The following is a 14,754-nucleotide window of genomic DNA, read 5'->3' as shown; positions in this document are numbered from 1 at the left end:
CACTACTGTTCCAGCCAAAATGATTCCAATCCTTCGTGAACGACTCGTACGTCGTCTGGTGTTCCGAATACTTCAAAGCGATACAGGTTCGGCACACTGCACTTGGCGGAGATGATGTCTCCGGCCAGGCCGTATGCCTTACCGAAATTCGTGTTTCCTGCGGCGATCACGCCGCGGATGAGCTTCCGGTTCTTCTCGTCGTTGAGAAACCGGATGACCTGCTTGGGCACCGCGCCATGCCCGTCTCCCCCGCCATAGGTGGGGGTGACGAGCACGTACGGCTCGTTCACGGTGAGAGCGGGCTCTTTGGCGTGGAGCGGGATGCGCGCGGCCGGCACATCGAGCTTGTCGATGAAACGCCGGGTGTTCCCCGAGACGCTGGAGAAATACACCAGCTTCGTCATGGCTGTCACCCCGGTAGCGCGTCGATTGAGCTTGTCGAAATCACTCAGGAAAGACGCGATGCCAGCTCGTTGATCTTGTCGGGACGGAAACCGGACCAGTGGTCCTCGTCGGTGATGACGACAGGGGCCTGCAGGTAGCCAAGAGCCTTGACGGCCTCGAGCGCGGTTTCGTCGGCAGAAAGGTCGAGGATTTCGTACTCGAGCCCCTTGTTGTCGAGTGCGCGATAGGTCGCGGTGCACTGGACACACGAAGGCTTGGTGTAGACCGTGATTGTCATCGAACTGAGGCCCTTCTTCTTCATTCTTACTTGCCGCCGGCCGGTACTGGCTGACCGGGTGTCCCAATACTACATATAGTTGGTGCCTTTGGGGAGCACCCCAACCACTAGTAGTTACACGCCTGTAGTTATCAACACCTGTTTCCACCGATTTGTTCCGTTTTCCACCGTTTCTCCACCTTCTTATCCACATGTTCGTCAGGGTCGGAACAGGCGGAATTGAGCAGATTCCGGGGCGTTCGCAACCACCTTCTCCACAGTTCTCACGCTACGGCGAACCACCGACATTTAATTTCCCGCGCGCGGCCGTTTCCGGCGTGTCGCGCACCCCGGACATCGCACGCCAGCGTGTCGCCCTCGCCGCTCCCTAGACTTGACCCCATGAGTGCATATTCGAGCCTGCTGAAGACGTCAGGCGTCGCTCGAATCATCACCGCCCAGCTCGTGGCCCGGTTCCCGTTCGGGATGCTGTCGCTCGCGTTCCTCCTCCACGTCGAGCAGGTCACCGGTTCATATGCGGCCGCTGGGCTCGTCCTCGCCGCCGCGAGCGTCGGTCAGGCCGCCGCTGGACCCCTGACGAGCAGGTGGATGGGTGTCTGGGGCATGCGCCCCGTCCTCACGCTCACGCTCGTCGTCTGCGCGGTGACGGTGACCGCCGTCGCTCTCATCGAGATGCCTGTTCCCGGCTACATGGCGTTCGCGCTCGTCGCAGGGTTGTCCACTCCTCCGATCCAGCCGGCCGTGCGCACCATCTACCCCAAGATGGTCAACTCGAAGCAGCTCACTCCCCTGTTCTCCCTCGACGCCTCCGCACAGGAGATCATCTGGATCCTCGGCCCGGTGATCACGACCTTCATCTCCACGCAGGTCGGCACCGACTGGGGAATCCTCGTGGCCGTCGTGATCATGGTGCTCGGCGGAACCTGGTTCATCTCGTCGCCCGAGGTCGGTCGAGTGCGGATCCCCCGCTCGAAGCGCAAGCTCGGGCAGGTCCTCAAACGTCCGCCCGTCCTCCTGGCAACCGTGGTGGGGTTCCTCCTGATCGGTGCCTGTGCCGCCGTCGAAGCCGGGGTCGTCGCGACCTTCGGCCACGACGGCCTCGATGCCGGGATCGTGCTCGGCATTTTCTCGCTCGGCAGCCTCGCCGGCGGACTGACCCTCGGTCACATCCCGATCGGGCCGTGGGCGCTGGCCAGGCGCATGTTCATCGTTCTCGTCGGCATGGCGGCGTCGATCTTCTTCTCCAACGCGATTCTGCTGTCCATCACGCTGTTCGTAGCCGGAATCGGCATCGCGCCAGCCCTCACGGTGCTCTTCGCGATGGTCTCAGCCAGCGTGAAGTTCAGCGACACCGCCGAGGCGTACGGCTGGGTCGGCACCGGACAGCTCATCGGCGCCGCGCTCGGTTCAGCAGTCGCAGGGCTCCTCATCGACCAGAACGGCGCGACCGGCGCATTCTGGGCTGCGACGCTGTTCGCTCTCGTCGGTTTCCTCGTGCCGCTGCTCGGCAAGCGCTGGCATCCCGATCTCCGTGGCAGGGACATCAGCCCGATCCCTGACACAGAACCGATCCAGGTCCACCCGTCCTGACGGGCAGACCTGGATCGTCTCGCTCAACCGGCGATGAGTGCTGTTTCGCGGACCGCGCGAAGTGCAGGTGCCAGCGCCCCCAGTTCGTCGATCAGGCCGTCGAGCTGAGCCACCTGTCGGTCACTCGGGGTGAAGAACCCGTCGTCGACCTGACTGGACGCTTCCATGATGTCGACGTGGGTGCTCGCCGCGACGAGCCCGAGGGAGGACAACACCGGCCGCAGCGCGGCGGCGCCGAAGGCTCCACCACCTCGTCCGCCGTAGCTGACCAGCCCGACCGGCTTCCTGCCCCATTCGTCGAAGAGGAAGTCCAGGGCGTTCTTGAGTGCAGGCGCGTAGCTGAAATTGATCTCGGGTGAGACGAACAGGAACGCGTCCGCCTGCGCCACCCGCGTACTCCACGCGACCGTGTGCCTGCGACTGTACTCGTGCAGCCGAGGCAGCCGCACTTCATCGACCATCGGCAGATTGAGTTCTGCCAGGTCGACGAAGTCGATGTCGAAGCCGCCGCGTTCCGTCACGTGTTCGTGGACCCAGAGGGCGACGGAGAGTCCGCACCGCCCTGGTCGTACGCTACCAATGATGACCATGAGTCTGATCGGGGTTTCGGGCCCCCGGTCAGTTGGGTAATTTTCCAACATAAGGGTTATGTCTCCAGCAAAAGGAGAAACTGGGGGCAGCAGTCCTCGCGGGATTCGGGGAGGTACTCGGGTGGGGCAACCCTTCGTACGTGACCTCTAGCATGCTCTGCTGGAGCGCCCCTGCAACCCCCCACTATGGGGCTGATGACACGGAGTGTCATCCTGTGATTCGGATCGTGACGCTACTGTGAGCAATCGCTCTTCTGCGACGCAGACCCCGACTCCTAGAGTGTGTCCATGGAGCTCCAATCGACTCGCCGCCGTGCTGTCGGCCGCGCTGTGCCGCTCGTCGCACTCGTCCTCGCCTGCTTCCTGCTCGCCGGCTGCTCGGCCGCAGGGAGCTCGGACAGCGAGAGCCCGGCCGATGGTGGCACGATCCCCGGCAGGGACCTCGGCTCGTCTGAGGATGGCGGCGGTATCGATGAGGGTGCTCTGGATGCCGACCGCCAGGTCGTCAGCACCGCCTCGCTGTCGCTGACATCGAACGACCCGGTCGCCGCGGCCGACTCCGCCGTCGAGATCGTCCTCGATGTGGACGGGCACGTCGACAACCGCACAGACACCCCCACTGATGACTTCCAGGAGGAGTCATCGCAGCTGGTCCTGCGGGTGCCGTCGGCAGACCTCGACGCGACGATGGTCGAACTGAAGACTGTCGGCGAGCTCGTCAGGTCGTCATTGAGCCAGAGCGACGTCACGACCCAGGCCGTTGACCTCGATGCCCGCATCTCGGCCCTCGAGACCAGTGTTGCCAGACTGCTCACGCTGATGTCGCAGGCCACGACCACCGCCGACCTGATCGACCTGGAGTCTGCACTGTCCCAGCGCCAGACCGAGCTCGACGGGCTCTCCGCCCAGCGCGACGCCCTCGGCGACCTCGTCGACTTCGCGACCGTCGAAATGTACATCTCGACACCGGGCGAAGTGGCCGGTGCTGCCCCCGGCGACTTCTGGGGCGGCATCGTCGTCGGCTTCCAGTCCCTCATCGCGTTCTTCGGCGGCCTGCTCGTCGTCGTCGGCGTGATCCTGCCCTGGCTCATCCCGGTCGGGCTGCTCGCCCTCCTGATCTGGTGGCTGGTCCGCCGTCGCGACCGCTCCGCGACCGCCCCACCGGCGCAGGGTGGCCCTGGCGCGACGACGCAGGACGCTATTCCTCCGCGCCCACCGCTCCCGCCCCGGCAGGACGAAGCCGGGGTAGACGGCGCCGTCCGGTAGAAGGCAAGCCCACCGGGACCCAGGCAGGAGCCGACATACGATGGGCGCATGACGACTCTGATCGACAGCCCGGCCGACGCTGAGCGCCGTGTCGCGCTCAGCAGGATGAAAGGAACAGCGACGGCGCTCCTCGGAGTGATGGCCGTGATCTTCTGCGTGTCATTCGCGCTGCAGGACGAGGTGCCGTGGCTGGCATGGGTCCGGGCGGCGAGCGAGGGCGGCATGGTCGGTGCGATCGCCGACTGGTTTGCCGTCACCGCCCTGTTCCGGCATCCGCTGGGGTTGAAGATCCCGCACACCGCGATCATCCCCCGCAGGAAGGACGAGATCGGCGCGAGCCTGGGAGAGTTCGTCGAGTCGAACTTCCTCTCCGCCGCCGTCGTCCGACAGAAACTCGAGTCGATCGGCGTCGGCCGAACGATCGGCGCGTGGCTGGCCCGCCCGGAGAACGCGGCCCGTGTGGCAGACGAAGCCTCGAGCGCGGCACGCGGGATGCTCGAGCTCCTCGATGACGACGACGTGCGGGATGTCGTGGAACAGCTCGCCCGCACCCACCTCATCGACCCGGCGTGGAGCGAACATGTCGGGGCGTGGGGCGAGCGGCTGATTGCGGACGGCGGGCACCACAGCGCCGTCAACCTGTTCATCGACGGTCTCGACGAGTGGCTCACGGCGAACCCCGAAGCGTTCTCCCGGCTCGTGTCCGCGCGGCTGCCCGGCTGGCTGCCGTCCTTCGTCGACCGTCTCGTCGACGAGCGGATCTACCGTGAAGCCGTCGACTTCGTGCGGCGGGTGCGGTCGGACGACCGGCACGCGGCCAGGCTCGCCCTCGACACCTACCTGTCCGAACTGACCCGCAAACTCCAGGAAGACCCAGAAACGATCGCCGCCCTCGAACGGGCGAAGACCGAGGTGTTCGACAGCCCACGGGTCCGCGATCTGGCCACCCGGGCGTGGAACACGACGAGGCAGGCCCTCATCGTCTCACTCGAGAACCCGCAGAGCGGGCTCAGGACCCAGCTCGCCGCCACCCTCGTCGACGTCGGCCAGCGCCTCGGGCGTGACGACCGGCTGGCCGGCAAGATCGACGACTGGGTGACGGATGCCGCCGTCACGCTCGTCGGAAATCATCGACACGAAATCGCCGGCATCATCACCGAGACCATCGAGCGCTGGGACCCCCAGGAGACGAGCGAGAAGATCGAGCTGCAGGTGGGCAAAGACCTCCAGTTCATCCGGATCAACGGCACCGTCGTCGGCGCACTGGCCGGACTGGCGATCTACACGGTGGCGACCGCCCTGTTCGGCGGCTGACGCCAAGCTTTCACCTTCCGGTCAGCTGGGCGCAGCAGGCCATTGGGTTGCCGTCGACCCTCGCCGGACAGTCTGAGGGCATGAGAGTCGCACTGGTTGCCGAATCATTTCTGCCTCACATGAACGGGGTGACCCACTCGCTCCTCCGCGTGCTCGACCACCTCGCCGAGCGCGGCGACGACGTTCTCGTCATCGCGCCGAAGGCATCCGCCACCCCGACCGAGCTCCACGGCTATCGCGTCACCTCCCTGCCTGCGTTCTCATTGCCGTCGTATCCGAACGTTCGGCTCGCGGCGGGAAGCGTTGCCAGGCTGAGCAGGATCCTGGCCGCGTTCCGTCCTGACGTCGTGCACCTGGCCTCCCCGTTCGTGCTGGGGTGGCGAGCGCTCCGCGCCTCTGAACGACTCGCCCTTCCCACGGTCGCCGTGTACCAGACCGATGTGCCCGCGTATGCCAGCAGGTACGGGTTCCCACTCGCCGAACCGTTCCTCTGGGACCAGGTCAGGCGCATCCACGGGAGCGCCACTCTCAACCTCGCACCGTCGGGCTACGCGCTGGCGCAGCTGGAGTCGCACGGAATCGCGAGGACCCGACTGTGGGTGCGCGGGGTCGACACCGAGCGGTTCTCCCCGGCTCGGCGCGACGACGGCTGGCGGCGGCTGGTCGCCCCGAACGGCGAGCGCGTCATCGGCTACGTCGGCCGGCTGGCTGCCGAGAAGCAGGTGCAGGACCTCAGGGCCCTGGCCGGCATCCCCGGCACCAGGCTGGTGATCGTCGGCGACGGACCCCTGCGCTCCCGCCTGCAGCGGCTCCTCCCCCACGCCGTGTTCCTCGGCTTCCTGGGCGGTACCGAGCTCGCCACCGCCGTCGCCGGATTCGACGTCTTCGTCCACCCGGGAGAACTCGAGACCTTCTGCCAGACCATCCAGGAGGCGATGGCGAGCGGTGTCCCCGTCGTGGCAACCGGCAGAGGCGGCCCGGTGGACCTGGTGGACTCAAGCCGCACGGGCTGGCTCTACCGACCTGGCGACCTCGACGAGTTCAGGGACCGGGTGGCCGATCTCACCGGTGACGAGACGAAACGGCGGGCGTTCGGCGCCGCAGCCAGGCTCGCCGCAGAGCCAAGGACCTGGAAGAGCGTCTGCAGCGCCCTGATCGGCCACTACAGTTCCGCCATCGAGATCAACGCCGACCAGTGGACCAGCCGTCTGGCCAGGCGGGGACGGCAGGACGCGTAACGACCGGGCGGCCGTTGACCCTCTCGCGCCGCGGTGCGACGATGGAGCCATGGCAGAGCAGAAGACCCTTCCGAGTTCAAGCGATCCCGCCGAGTTCCTTCGGTCGGTCGAGAGTGACGCACGCAGGGCAGACGCCGAACGACTGCTCGCCATCATGACCGACGTCACAGGAGAAGCACCAGTGATGTGGGGATCGACCATGATCGGGTTCGGTGCCTTCCACTACCGGTATGCCAGCGGCCGTGAGGGAGACTCCATGAAGGTGGGGTTCTCGCCGCGCAAGAGCGCGCTCACGCTGTACGGCCTGCAGGGTCACCCGGGCAGTGCCGACCTGCTGGCGCGGCTGGGCTCCCACACACTCGGCAAGGGCTGCGTGTACGTGAAGAAACTCGAGAGCGTCGACGAGGACGTTCTCCGCGAGCTCATCGCCAACGGATTCGCACACGCCGAGGCATCACTCAACTCCGCGTCCTGAGCCGGCCGCCGTGTTTCAGTCGGACGACGAGGAGGCTGGCGGTGAGCAGGCCTGCTGGCTGACCCTGGTCTGCGACGTCTGCGGCGCACTGAACGAGCGCGAAGCCGCGGCGTGCTGGCGGTGCGACACTCCCGTGCAGGTCGCCCGCTGAATCAGGCCAGGTCGATGACGGCCGCCGCGTGACGACCGGGACGCGAGCCGGGCGAACGCAGCACACCGTCGTGAAGCTCGAGGACCCGGTCGGCACGTTCCATCAGCAGGGGGTCGTGTGTGGTGACGACGGCGGCGACACCGCGGGAGTGCACGAGGTCGCCGATGAGGTCCATCATGTCGGCCGCCGTGCGACTGTCGAGCTGCCCCGTCGGTTCATCGGCGAGCAGGATGCGCGGCGACGAGGCGAGCGCCCTGGCGATGCCGACCCGCTGCTGCTGCCCGCCGGACAGCTCGTACGGCCGCTGGTCGGCATGCGAACCGAGACCGACCAGGTCGAGCATCTCCGCGACGACCCGCGAGCGGTCGGCCGGATCCGTCCGGGTGATCCGGAGGGGGACCTCGATGTTCTCCGCGGCAGACAGGATCGGGATCAGGCCGAACGACTGGAAGATGTAGCCGAGTTCGTCGCGCCTCACCGCCGCGAGGTCCTGCTCGCTCATGGTCCCCAGCTCACGGTCGCCGACCCAGACCCGGCCGTGTGTCGGCGTGTCCAGGCCGCCGAGCAGGTTCAACAGGGTGGTCTTCCCCGAACCGGACGGACCGCGCACGACGAGAAGCTCCCCCGCGTGCGCCTCGAGGGAGACGTCGCGGCAGGCATGTACGTCGCCGGCAGCCGTGGTGAAGACCCTGGAGAGCGATTCGGCCCGAAGCGCCACCGTCATGATTCCTGCCCGTCCTCTGGTCCGCGCCCCTGGCCGCCCTCATCGCCCGGCCAGACGCCGACGTGGTCAGGCTCGAGCGCCAGTCGCACCCGGTCCTGCAGCCTGAGCGCGGACGTGAACTCCTCGGGTAGCTGCAGCCGCCCTGCACGGTCCATCACGGCGAACTCCTCGGCGATGCTGTACTCCGTTCCGTGTTCGTCGGTCTCCATCCGTCTGAGCACTTCGGTGGATGTGCGACCGTCACGGATCTGGATCGTCCTGCGGACATGTCCAGACACCGCCGGGTCGTGGGTGACGATCAGGGTCGTCACCCCGCTTTCCTCGTTCACCGTCCGCATCGCCGCGAGGACCTCCGTGCTGGTGGCCTCATCGAGTTCCCCGGTCGGCTCGTCGGCGAGGAGCACCTTCGGAGCGTTCGCCATCGCCACAGCGATTGCCGTGCGCTGCTGCTGGCCGCCCGACATCTCGAACGGCCGCCGGTCGCGGCAATCGCCCACGTCGAGCAGCTCGAGCACCTCAGCGACCCGGGCTTCCCGTTCCCTCGCGGTCGTGCCGCCGGCGACCGTGAGCGCCATGGCGACGTTCTCCGCTGCCGTGAGGTACGGCAGAAGGTTCCTCGAGGTCTGCTGCCACACGAATCCCACACTCCGTCGCTGGTAGCGGATGCGTTCGGCCCGCCGCATCTCCAGCAGATTGTGCCCGGCGACATGCGCGACGCCCGCCGTCGGGGTGTCGAGACCGGACAGGATCGTGAGCAGGGTGGACTTGCCGGAGCCGGATGCCCCGACGAGCGCGACCATCTCACCTGGGTCGACCCTCAGGTTCAGTCCCTGCAGCGCCTGTACCTCGATGCCCTTGGCCGTGAAGATCCTGACCAGGTCGATGCACAGGATGTCCGGTGGTGTTCCTGGAGCCATCATTCCTCTTCTCCCGTTCCGATCGTGCCGGATCGGTTGACACGGCGGAGCAACCACGTCGCTGCGAGCACCCCGCCACCGGCCACGATAACAAAACTGCCGGTGATGACGGCGGTGAGCAGCGGGTTCATCGACACAGAGGGCTGAACCGTTCCGCCGGTGAACGGCCGCAGGTCGATCCCCGCGATCACCAGGTACGGGAGGAAGTGGCCGAGCAGCACGCCGACCACGACGGCCGTTGCGAGCATCGGCCCGAGCTCCCACCAGACCAGGCGGCCGTTCTCCCTCCTGTCTGCACCGAGGATCCGGAGCATCCGCAGGACCCGGTTGCGCGCTGGCGCGTTGACCACGAGCGTGATCACGAGTGCGAGAGCGCAGAGAAGCCCGGTGACGACCAGCGTTGCCACGAGGGTTCCGGTCAGGCCGGAGACCACCGGATTGGCCCGCTGCTCGTTCGCGGCGGAGACCGGTGACGTGACATCGGAACCGGGGCCGAGGATCGACTCGATCTCGCCCGCCAGTTCCGGGGTGTCCACACCGTCGACGAGGTCGATCAGGACGATCTTCGGGGAGAAGTCCACGTTGATGAGGTCGTCGGCGACCTCCCTGTCGATCAGCGCCCACGTCCGTCGACTCGACAGCGGGGTCTCGCTGGGAACCACACCCGCCACGTCGACCGCCTCCGACCCGAGCTCGATCCCGGTGGCGGGGCCGAGGGCGTCAGCGAGCTCCGCGGAGACGAGAACGGATGCACCGTCGCTGGCGGGCACGGTGAGCTCAGCTCCGAGCGGGAGGGCTCCAGGGGCTCCGTCCTGAACGGCGCGGAGAGCATCGACGTCGACGACGAGGAAGGTCACGTCTGTGCGCGTCCCGTCGATGACCGTCTGGATCTGTGCTTCGTCGTAGACGACGGCGAGGCTCTCGACAGCGTCGAGTCCTTCCATCTCGGCAACGCCGTCGCGGGTAACCACGGAAGACTTCGCGCGGAGGTCTGCGCCCACCTGGGTTCTGGCGGCCGTCGAGATGCCGTCGTCGAGCGTCGTGAAGAACACACCGGAGAAGACGGCCACCGAGACTCCGACCGTCATGGCCAGGACGGGGACGACCCCGGCGACAGGGTCCCGCAGCGCTCGAACCGATCCGACAAAACCCGTGAGGCCAGCGCGTGCCCGAGTGACCCGGACGAGGCTGCGCAGGGGAATCGGGTACACCCGGAGTGCGAGAACGCAACCGGCGAGCGAGAGGAGCAGCGGTGTCGCCGCGAGGAGCGGATCGACGCCGGTCTGCTCGGCAGACGTCGTCAGCCCGCGGGCGAGAAGCAAGGCGACGGACACCGCGGCAAGGGCAACGACGACAAGCTCGAGAAGCGGCCGGGTCCCGCTCCGGTCGCCCAGGTCGGATCTGACCTGGCGGAAACTCCCCGGGCTGCTCGCCGCGAGCAGGGCAGCGGGCGCCAGCCCGACAAGGAGGCCGACAACGACGACGGCGGCGCCGACGGCCAGGTTCCCGGGACGGAGGATCGTTCCGGCGATGGTGCCGATCACAGCAGCGGGAAGGCCGATCAGAAGGCCTTCGACAGCCAGGGTGCCCCGAACCTGTCCGTCGGTTGCTCCACGTGCCGCCGCGAGCACCAGGCCGGGGCGACGCCGGGTCGCGATCAGCCCTGCGGCCAGCCACACCACCGCGAAAGCAACCCCCAGCGGACCGGCAACCACGAGGGCCATGACGGCGTTCGTCGCCTGCACCCGGTCGATCGACTCCTGGATGGTGGAGAGTGCGCCGCTCGTGAACGCCCGGGTCGGCGGGGCGAAGCTGAGAAAGTCCTCCGGCGGTGTGACCTCGTACCGGACGCGGGAGAACTCGCGGATGGACGTGGCGAGAGCTTCGGCGTCTGCTGCGTGGATCGCGGATCCGTCGAGCGGGAACCAGACGCGGGTCTGGACGCGCACCCCGACGCCTGCGGACTCCGGCCACGATTCGGGGTTCACGTACGCCCCGCCGATGTACGTCGGAGGGGAGACTCCGTCATCGATGATCGACGGGCGGAGGGTGGCGAGGGTGTGATCCCAGTACGGGTCGTCGCTCGCCCGCGCGTCGAAAGTCCCGGAGAGCTCGACGGATTGTCTGCCCCCGTTCGCGACTCCGATCGACCGGACCTCACCGACCGGCCATCTCATGAATGATGCCGTCGCCTCGGACAACGCCACCTGCATGACTCCGGTTGTCGGCACAGGCGAAGTGACCGCCGCGGGGAACTCGCCGTCGACGAGCTCGATGTGGTCCTCCATCCGCGGGTCGAAGGTGAGGGAGATGAAGTTCCGCTGGCCACCGGTGTCGTCTGCACCCTCGACGATGACCGGATCGTATGTCGCCGTGTATCTGGCCGCACCCACCGCTGACTGCAGGAGCTGGGGCATGTCGCTGCGCACGTCGGCCAGTTCCTCGTCGAACTTCCCCCAGACCGCCTCCAGGTCGGCAGGCAGGTCGGTGGACCCGGCTTCCCGTGGCGCACCGGATGGGGGCGGGATCCTGTCGTTCGACATGATGTCGCGCTGGGCGGCGGACAGCCGGGCGAGGTCGAATCCCAGTCCTGCCGTATTCGACGCTTCGATGGTGCCTGGCGTGAACGCGAACAGCGCAGCGATCGCGAAGGTCAGCACGGCCACGAGCAGGGAAGCGCTCACGTCTGACGCGATGTGCCGCCAGAGCAGCCACCGGGCTTCGACGCGGGAGCGACGGACGGTCATCGGGACTCCGCTCGTATTCCCCGACGGGCATGAACGTTCACGCGGCTTGCGGACAGAGTGGCGATCCCGACGGCGACGACGAGGAAACCGGCCAGGAGGGCGGCAAGCGGCGGGAGCGCGAAGCCGAACCCCATGGGCACGCTCCCCGGTGTCGCCCCCACCGCCGCGCGCGAGAGCACCTCGACGGTTCCCGCAGAGACCAGGATGCCTGCACCGAGACCGAGGACGACAGCCGTGCCGAGAATCGCGACGAGTTCGGAGAAGCGGCTCCGCGCCTGGTCTCTCTGTGGCATCCCGAACGCACGCAACACCGCGACGTCGTCCCTCCCGGCGACCGCGAGAGTGGCCGTCATGGCCGCGAAACCGACCGCGGCGAGGAGGAGGGCGCCGGCCATCCCCCACCACAGGACGGCGAGGACCGGTTCGAGGAGGAGGGAGCTCGACTCGGTGGCGCGCGACGTGACGAGACTGGTGTGGTTGGACAGCGCCCCGACGGCAGCGGTCACGGCGTCCGGTCGATCGGTTCGAAGCCACACGTCGCCGGGTTGCGGAATGCGCTCGGACGTCCGCAGGAGGTAGTCGTTGAGGCTGGGCAGGTCGGCACTGATGCCCTGGCTTCCCGTCGTCCCGGGAAGAACCGTCGTCGTACCGACGATCACGGCCTCCACAGATGCGCCGGACCCTGCCAGGCGAAGAGACAGCCGGTCACCGACGGTCGCAGCGACCCGAGAGGCCGTGCTCTCCGTCACCACGACGGCCAGATCCTTCGCCTCGGCGTCACCGCCGACCATCGCGCGACGGGTGGGGTCCCGCCACGACAACGTCAGCTCCAGAGGCGCGGGGAGAGAATTCCCCGCGAGGGTCACGGCGACGTTCTCGGCGCCCTCGGATCCGGACAGGCTCGCCTCTGCAGCCAGGATCCGCCAGACGCCTGCCGGAGGATCGACGGTGAAGGTCACGGTCTCACTCGCGTCGCCGACCGTCGTCGTTCCGAGTGGGAATCGCGTGAGTGCTCCGTCTTCATCGGCCATCCAGAGGAAGGCCCCCACCGTCCCCTCACTGTCCGCGGTCGGCGCCGCGACCGTCAGGGTGATGCTGACGGGGCCGCGCTCCAGCGGAGTTCCCGCCGGCTCGGCGGCGAGTGCGTCCGCGAGAGCCACGGCATCCGCTTCTCCACCGGGAAAGGTCATCAGACCGGGGACGGCCGCCGCGCGGACCGCGATGAAGGGAATCGCGTCGCTGCCGACGGTCGCCTCAGTGGCGAGCACGGGGGCGGCCGCCTGCACTCCGGCCAGTGCCGCATACGAAACAGCCGAAACGAAGGACCCGTCGTCACGGATGCTGCTGGACACGTCGATCGCGACGCGCACGTCAGCGCCTGTGCGAAGCGCCGCTGCCCGGTCGTCGAGGGTGCGCCACCCGTTCTCGTACCCGGCGGCGAACGTCGCACCTCCGACTGCCAGGGTGACCAGGAGAACCACCAGACCGTAGATCGGGAGCCGCCTCGCCATTTGTCGGACGGGGAACACCGGGAGCATCCCCGGCCGGGCAGCGGCGAGCCGCTCCACGGCCGTGAGGATCGGAAACAACAGTAGGAGGCCGAGGAGCCCGAGGGCGAGGAGAGTCGCCGTGGGCGCGACGACCGCGATCGGATCGACCGGTCCGCCGCCTTCCCTCGCCCCGTACAGTCTGAGTTGCCAGAGCGAGACGGCCGCGGCGATCACGGCGATCACCGTGGCACCCGATGTGACGGCCAGAGCGCGGCGCGCCGTCCCGACGTCGCGTGCCTCCCGCTCCGAACGTCGAACCGCGAGCAGGGACGCGATCGCCACAGCCAGGGTGACGGCCAGGGCGACGGGCCAGAGGGATGCGACCTCCGAGGCCGCTGTGCCTCCGGCGATGAGGGCGAGCAGCAGCCACGCGCCTGCCACACCGATGGCGGCGGCGGGCAGTGCGACGAGCAGGGCCTCGGCCACGGTCACGGCCGCCAGCTGCCCGGCTGAGAACCCGCGGGAACGGAGCAGGCGGGTGTCGGCGGTACGCGCGGAAGCGAGCAGCCGGACGAGCTGCCAGACAGCCACGAGCCCCAGTGTCGCGACGAGGGCGACGGGCACCACGGCGATCGCGGTGACGGTGGCAAGCCGGTCACCGATCACCTGGAGCGTGGCGGCCAGGGTGCCCCGGACGGTGGTGGAGTCGACTGTCAGGTTTTCATCGTCGGCGACGCGTGACTCGAGCCGGGGCAACGCCGCCGAGAGCGAGGCGATGTCCCCTGCGGCGACGACCGACGTGTCAGGCGCCACTTGCCAGCGGACCGTCGCCGGCACGTCGAGAGAGGCCAGCTCGTCCTCTCCGAGAACGAGCGGACCGGCGACATCGCCGTCGGCTCCTGAGAGGATCGCCGGCTCGGCGAACCAGTAAGGGTCGGTCGCGTCGTTCGGGCGCCACGTGCCCACGACGGTGACCGGCTCAGGCGATTGCGCCAGGTCGAGCACGTCTCCGACGTTGACGCCGAGACGCTCGGCGGCATCCGCCTGCATGGTGGCCTGGCCTCCCGTCCCGGAGTTCCGGGCCCAGTCGCCGTCCACCAGGCTGGCGTGGTCCTCCAGCTGAGGGTCGACGCGCAGCAGGACCTGTGCCGCATCGAGCGGTTCACCGGGTCTTGACACCTCGACCGCTGACGACTGCACGGTACGGACCACCGTCACCGGCAGATCACCGAACACGGTATCGAACTGCGCACTCGCTGCGGCTGTCTGGGCCTCGGGGTCGTCGGACAGGTTCGTCTCGATGAGGATCGCCGACGCGGTCGGCGGCGCAGTCTCCAGCGTCGAGCGGATGCCGGACTCCGACGCCGTTGCGAGGAAGGCCGCGAGGCCGACCAGAAGCGCGACGATCATGGCGGCGACGAAGCCGATGGCTGCCAGCAGGCCGGCGTGCGCGCGCGATCGCTTCGCTGCCAGCACCAGAGGACCCACTGCCGAGCCCTCCCCGATGTCTGTCCCCAGCGGCCTTCGCTGGTCGTCCGACCGATCGGTGAACGATGACTTCACACTATCC

13 protein-coding genes are annotated in these 14,754 nt (G+C 67.9%); 6 read left to right on the top strand and 7 right to left on the bottom strand.

The genetic code is table 11. The features are described from left to right. Nucleotides 1-2 precede the first annotated feature (2 nt). Together nrdI and nrdH are read right to left on the bottom strand one after the other, a co-directional pair. A complete protein-coding gene (nrdI, locus tag AC1M2K_RS10115; protein WP_480240892.1) occupies nt 3-404 on the bottom strand; it encodes a class Ib ribonucleoside-diphosphate reductase assembly flavoprotein NrdI in 402 nt (133 codons plus the stop codon). Nucleotides 405-448: 44 nt separating this feature from the next. After that, nucleotides 449-682, bottom strand: coding sequence for a glutaredoxin-like protein NrdH (nrdH, locus tag AC1M2K_RS10110; protein WP_480237371.1), 234 nt, complete (start codon nt 680-682; stop codon nt 449-451). 381 nt (nt 683-1,063) lie between these two features. On the opposite strand from nrdH, the gene AC1M2K_RS10105 reads away from it, so the two are divergent. Then, nucleotides 1,064-2,272, top strand: coding sequence for an MFS transporter (locus tag AC1M2K_RS10105; protein WP_480237228.1), 1,209 nt, complete (start codon nt 1,064-1,066; stop codon nt 2,270-2,272). A 23-nt stretch (nt 2,273-2,295) separates the two neighbouring features. On the opposite strand, the gene AC1M2K_RS10100 is transcribed toward AC1M2K_RS10105, so the two are convergent. Further along, complete coding sequence (locus AC1M2K_RS10100; protein WP_480237229.1) at nt 2,296-2,862, bottom strand: NADPH-dependent FMN reductase; 567 nt, start codon at nt 2,860-2,862, stop codon at nt 2,296-2,298. 288 nt (nt 2,863-3,150) lie between these two features. Between AC1M2K_RS10100 and AC1M2K_RS10095 the strand changes: the two genes are divergently transcribed. The 5 genes from AC1M2K_RS10095 (at nt 3,151) to AC1M2K_RS10075 (ending at nt 7,306) form a co-directional block, all read left to right on the top strand. Continuing rightward, a complete protein-coding gene (locus AC1M2K_RS10095; protein WP_480240891.1) occupies nt 3,151-4,128 on the top strand; it encodes a DUF4349 domain-containing protein in 978 nt (325 codons plus the stop codon). A 48-nt stretch (nt 4,129-4,176) separates the two neighbouring features. Beyond that, a complete protein-coding gene (locus AC1M2K_RS10090; protein ID WP_480240890.1) occupies nt 4,177-5,442 on the top strand; it encodes a DUF445 domain-containing protein in 1,266 nt (421 codons plus the stop codon). Between the two features lie 80 nt (nt 5,443-5,522). After that, entirely contained in the window at nt 5,523-6,680 is a 1,158-nt protein-coding gene (locus AC1M2K_RS10085) for a glycosyltransferase family 4 protein (RefSeq protein WP_480240889.1), read from the top strand. A gap of 49 nt (nt 6,681-6,729) precedes the next feature. Then, on the top strand, nt 6,730-7,155 hold the full coding sequence (locus AC1M2K_RS10080; protein ID WP_480240888.1) for a DUF1801 domain-containing protein: 426 nt from the start codon (nt 6,730-6,732) through the stop codon (nt 7,153-7,155). Nucleotides 7,156-7,165: 10 nt separating this feature from the next. Beyond that, entirely contained in the window at nt 7,166-7,306 is a 141-nt protein-coding gene (locus tag AC1M2K_RS10075; RefSeq protein ID WP_480240887.1) for a hypothetical protein, read from the top strand. Nucleotide 7,307: 1 nt separating this feature from the next. Here the strand turns inward: AC1M2K_RS10075 and AC1M2K_RS10070 are convergent, their stop codons facing one another. From AC1M2K_RS10070 to AC1M2K_RS10055, 4 genes are read right to left on the bottom strand one after another with little or no spacing between them, the layout of a single operon-like run. After that, nucleotides 7,308-8,030 (bottom strand): ABC transporter ATP-binding protein, encoded by a 723-nt coding sequence (locus AC1M2K_RS10070; RefSeq protein ID WP_480240886.1) that lies wholly within the window; start codon nt 8,028-8,030, stop codon nt 7,308-7,310. Next, nucleotides 8,027-8,947: an ABC transporter ATP-binding protein gene (locus AC1M2K_RS10065; protein ID WP_480240885.1), complete on the bottom strand. Its 921-nt coding sequence runs from the start codon at nt 8,945-8,947 to the stop codon at nt 8,027-8,029. The genes AC1M2K_RS10070 and AC1M2K_RS10065 overlap by 4 nt, the downstream gene beginning before the upstream one ends. Beyond that, a complete protein-coding gene (locus AC1M2K_RS10060) occupies nt 8,947-11,694 on the bottom strand; it encodes an FtsX-like permease family protein (RefSeq protein ID WP_480240884.1) in 2,748 nt (915 codons plus the stop codon). Before AC1M2K_RS10060 ends, AC1M2K_RS10065 begins: the two co-directional genes overlap by 1 nt. Continuing rightward, nucleotides 11,691-14,672 carry an FtsX-like permease family protein gene (locus AC1M2K_RS10055; RefSeq protein WP_480240883.1) on the bottom strand — a complete coding sequence of 994 codons (2,982 nt, stop codon included), beginning with the start codon at nt 14,670-14,672 and terminating at the stop codon, nt 11,691-11,693. Before AC1M2K_RS10055 ends, AC1M2K_RS10060 begins: the two co-directional genes overlap by 4 nt. Between the last annotated feature and the right edge of the window lie 82 nt (nt 14,673-14,754).

This window comes from Mycetocola sp. Y171 (assembly GCF_056713165.1).
This window is presented reverse-complemented; position numbering and strand designations above follow the sequence as displayed.

Excerpts from the sequence above, each read along its gene's own strand:
- nrdH (WP_480237371.1), bottom strand. The coding sequence starts at position 682 with ATGACAATCACGGTCTACACCAAGCCTTCGTGTGTCCAGTGCACCGCG.
- AC1M2K_RS10105 (WP_480237228.1), top strand. The coding sequence starts at position 1,064 with ATGAGTGCATATTCGAGCCTGCTGAAGACGTCAGGCGTCGCTCGAATC.
- AC1M2K_RS10070 (WP_480240886.1), bottom strand. The coding sequence starts at position 8,030 with ATGACGGTGGCGCTTCGGGCCGAATCGCTCTCCAGGGTCTTCACCACG.
- AC1M2K_RS10095 (WP_480240891.1), top strand. The coding sequence starts at position 3,151 with ATGGAGCTCCAATCGACTCGCCGCCGTGCTGTCGGCCGCGCTGTGCCG.
- AC1M2K_RS10080 (WP_480240888.1), top strand. The coding sequence starts at position 6,730 with ATGGCAGAGCAGAAGACCCTTCCGAGTTCAAGCGATCCCGCCGAGTTC.
- AC1M2K_RS10060 (WP_480240884.1), bottom strand. The coding sequence starts at position 11,694 with ATGACCGTCCGTCGCTCCCGCGTCGAAGCCCGGTGGCTGCTCTGGCGG.
- AC1M2K_RS10100 (WP_480237229.1), bottom strand. The coding sequence starts at position 2,862 with ATGGTCATCATTGGTAGCGTACGACCAGGGCGGTGCGGACTCTCCGTC.
- nrdI (WP_480240892.1), bottom strand. The coding sequence starts at position 404 with ATGACGAAGCTGGTGTATTTCTCCAGCGTCTCGGGGAACACCCGGCGT.
- AC1M2K_RS10065 (WP_480240885.1), bottom strand. The coding sequence starts at position 8,947 with ATGGCTCCAGGAACACCACCGGACATCCTGTGCATCGACCTGGTCAGG.
- AC1M2K_RS10085 (WP_480240889.1), top strand. The coding sequence starts at position 5,523 with ATGAGAGTCGCACTGGTTGCCGAATCATTTCTGCCTCACATGAACGGG.
- AC1M2K_RS10090 (WP_480240890.1), top strand. The coding sequence starts at position 4,177 with ATGACGACTCTGATCGACAGCCCGGCCGACGCTGAGCGCCGTGTCGCG.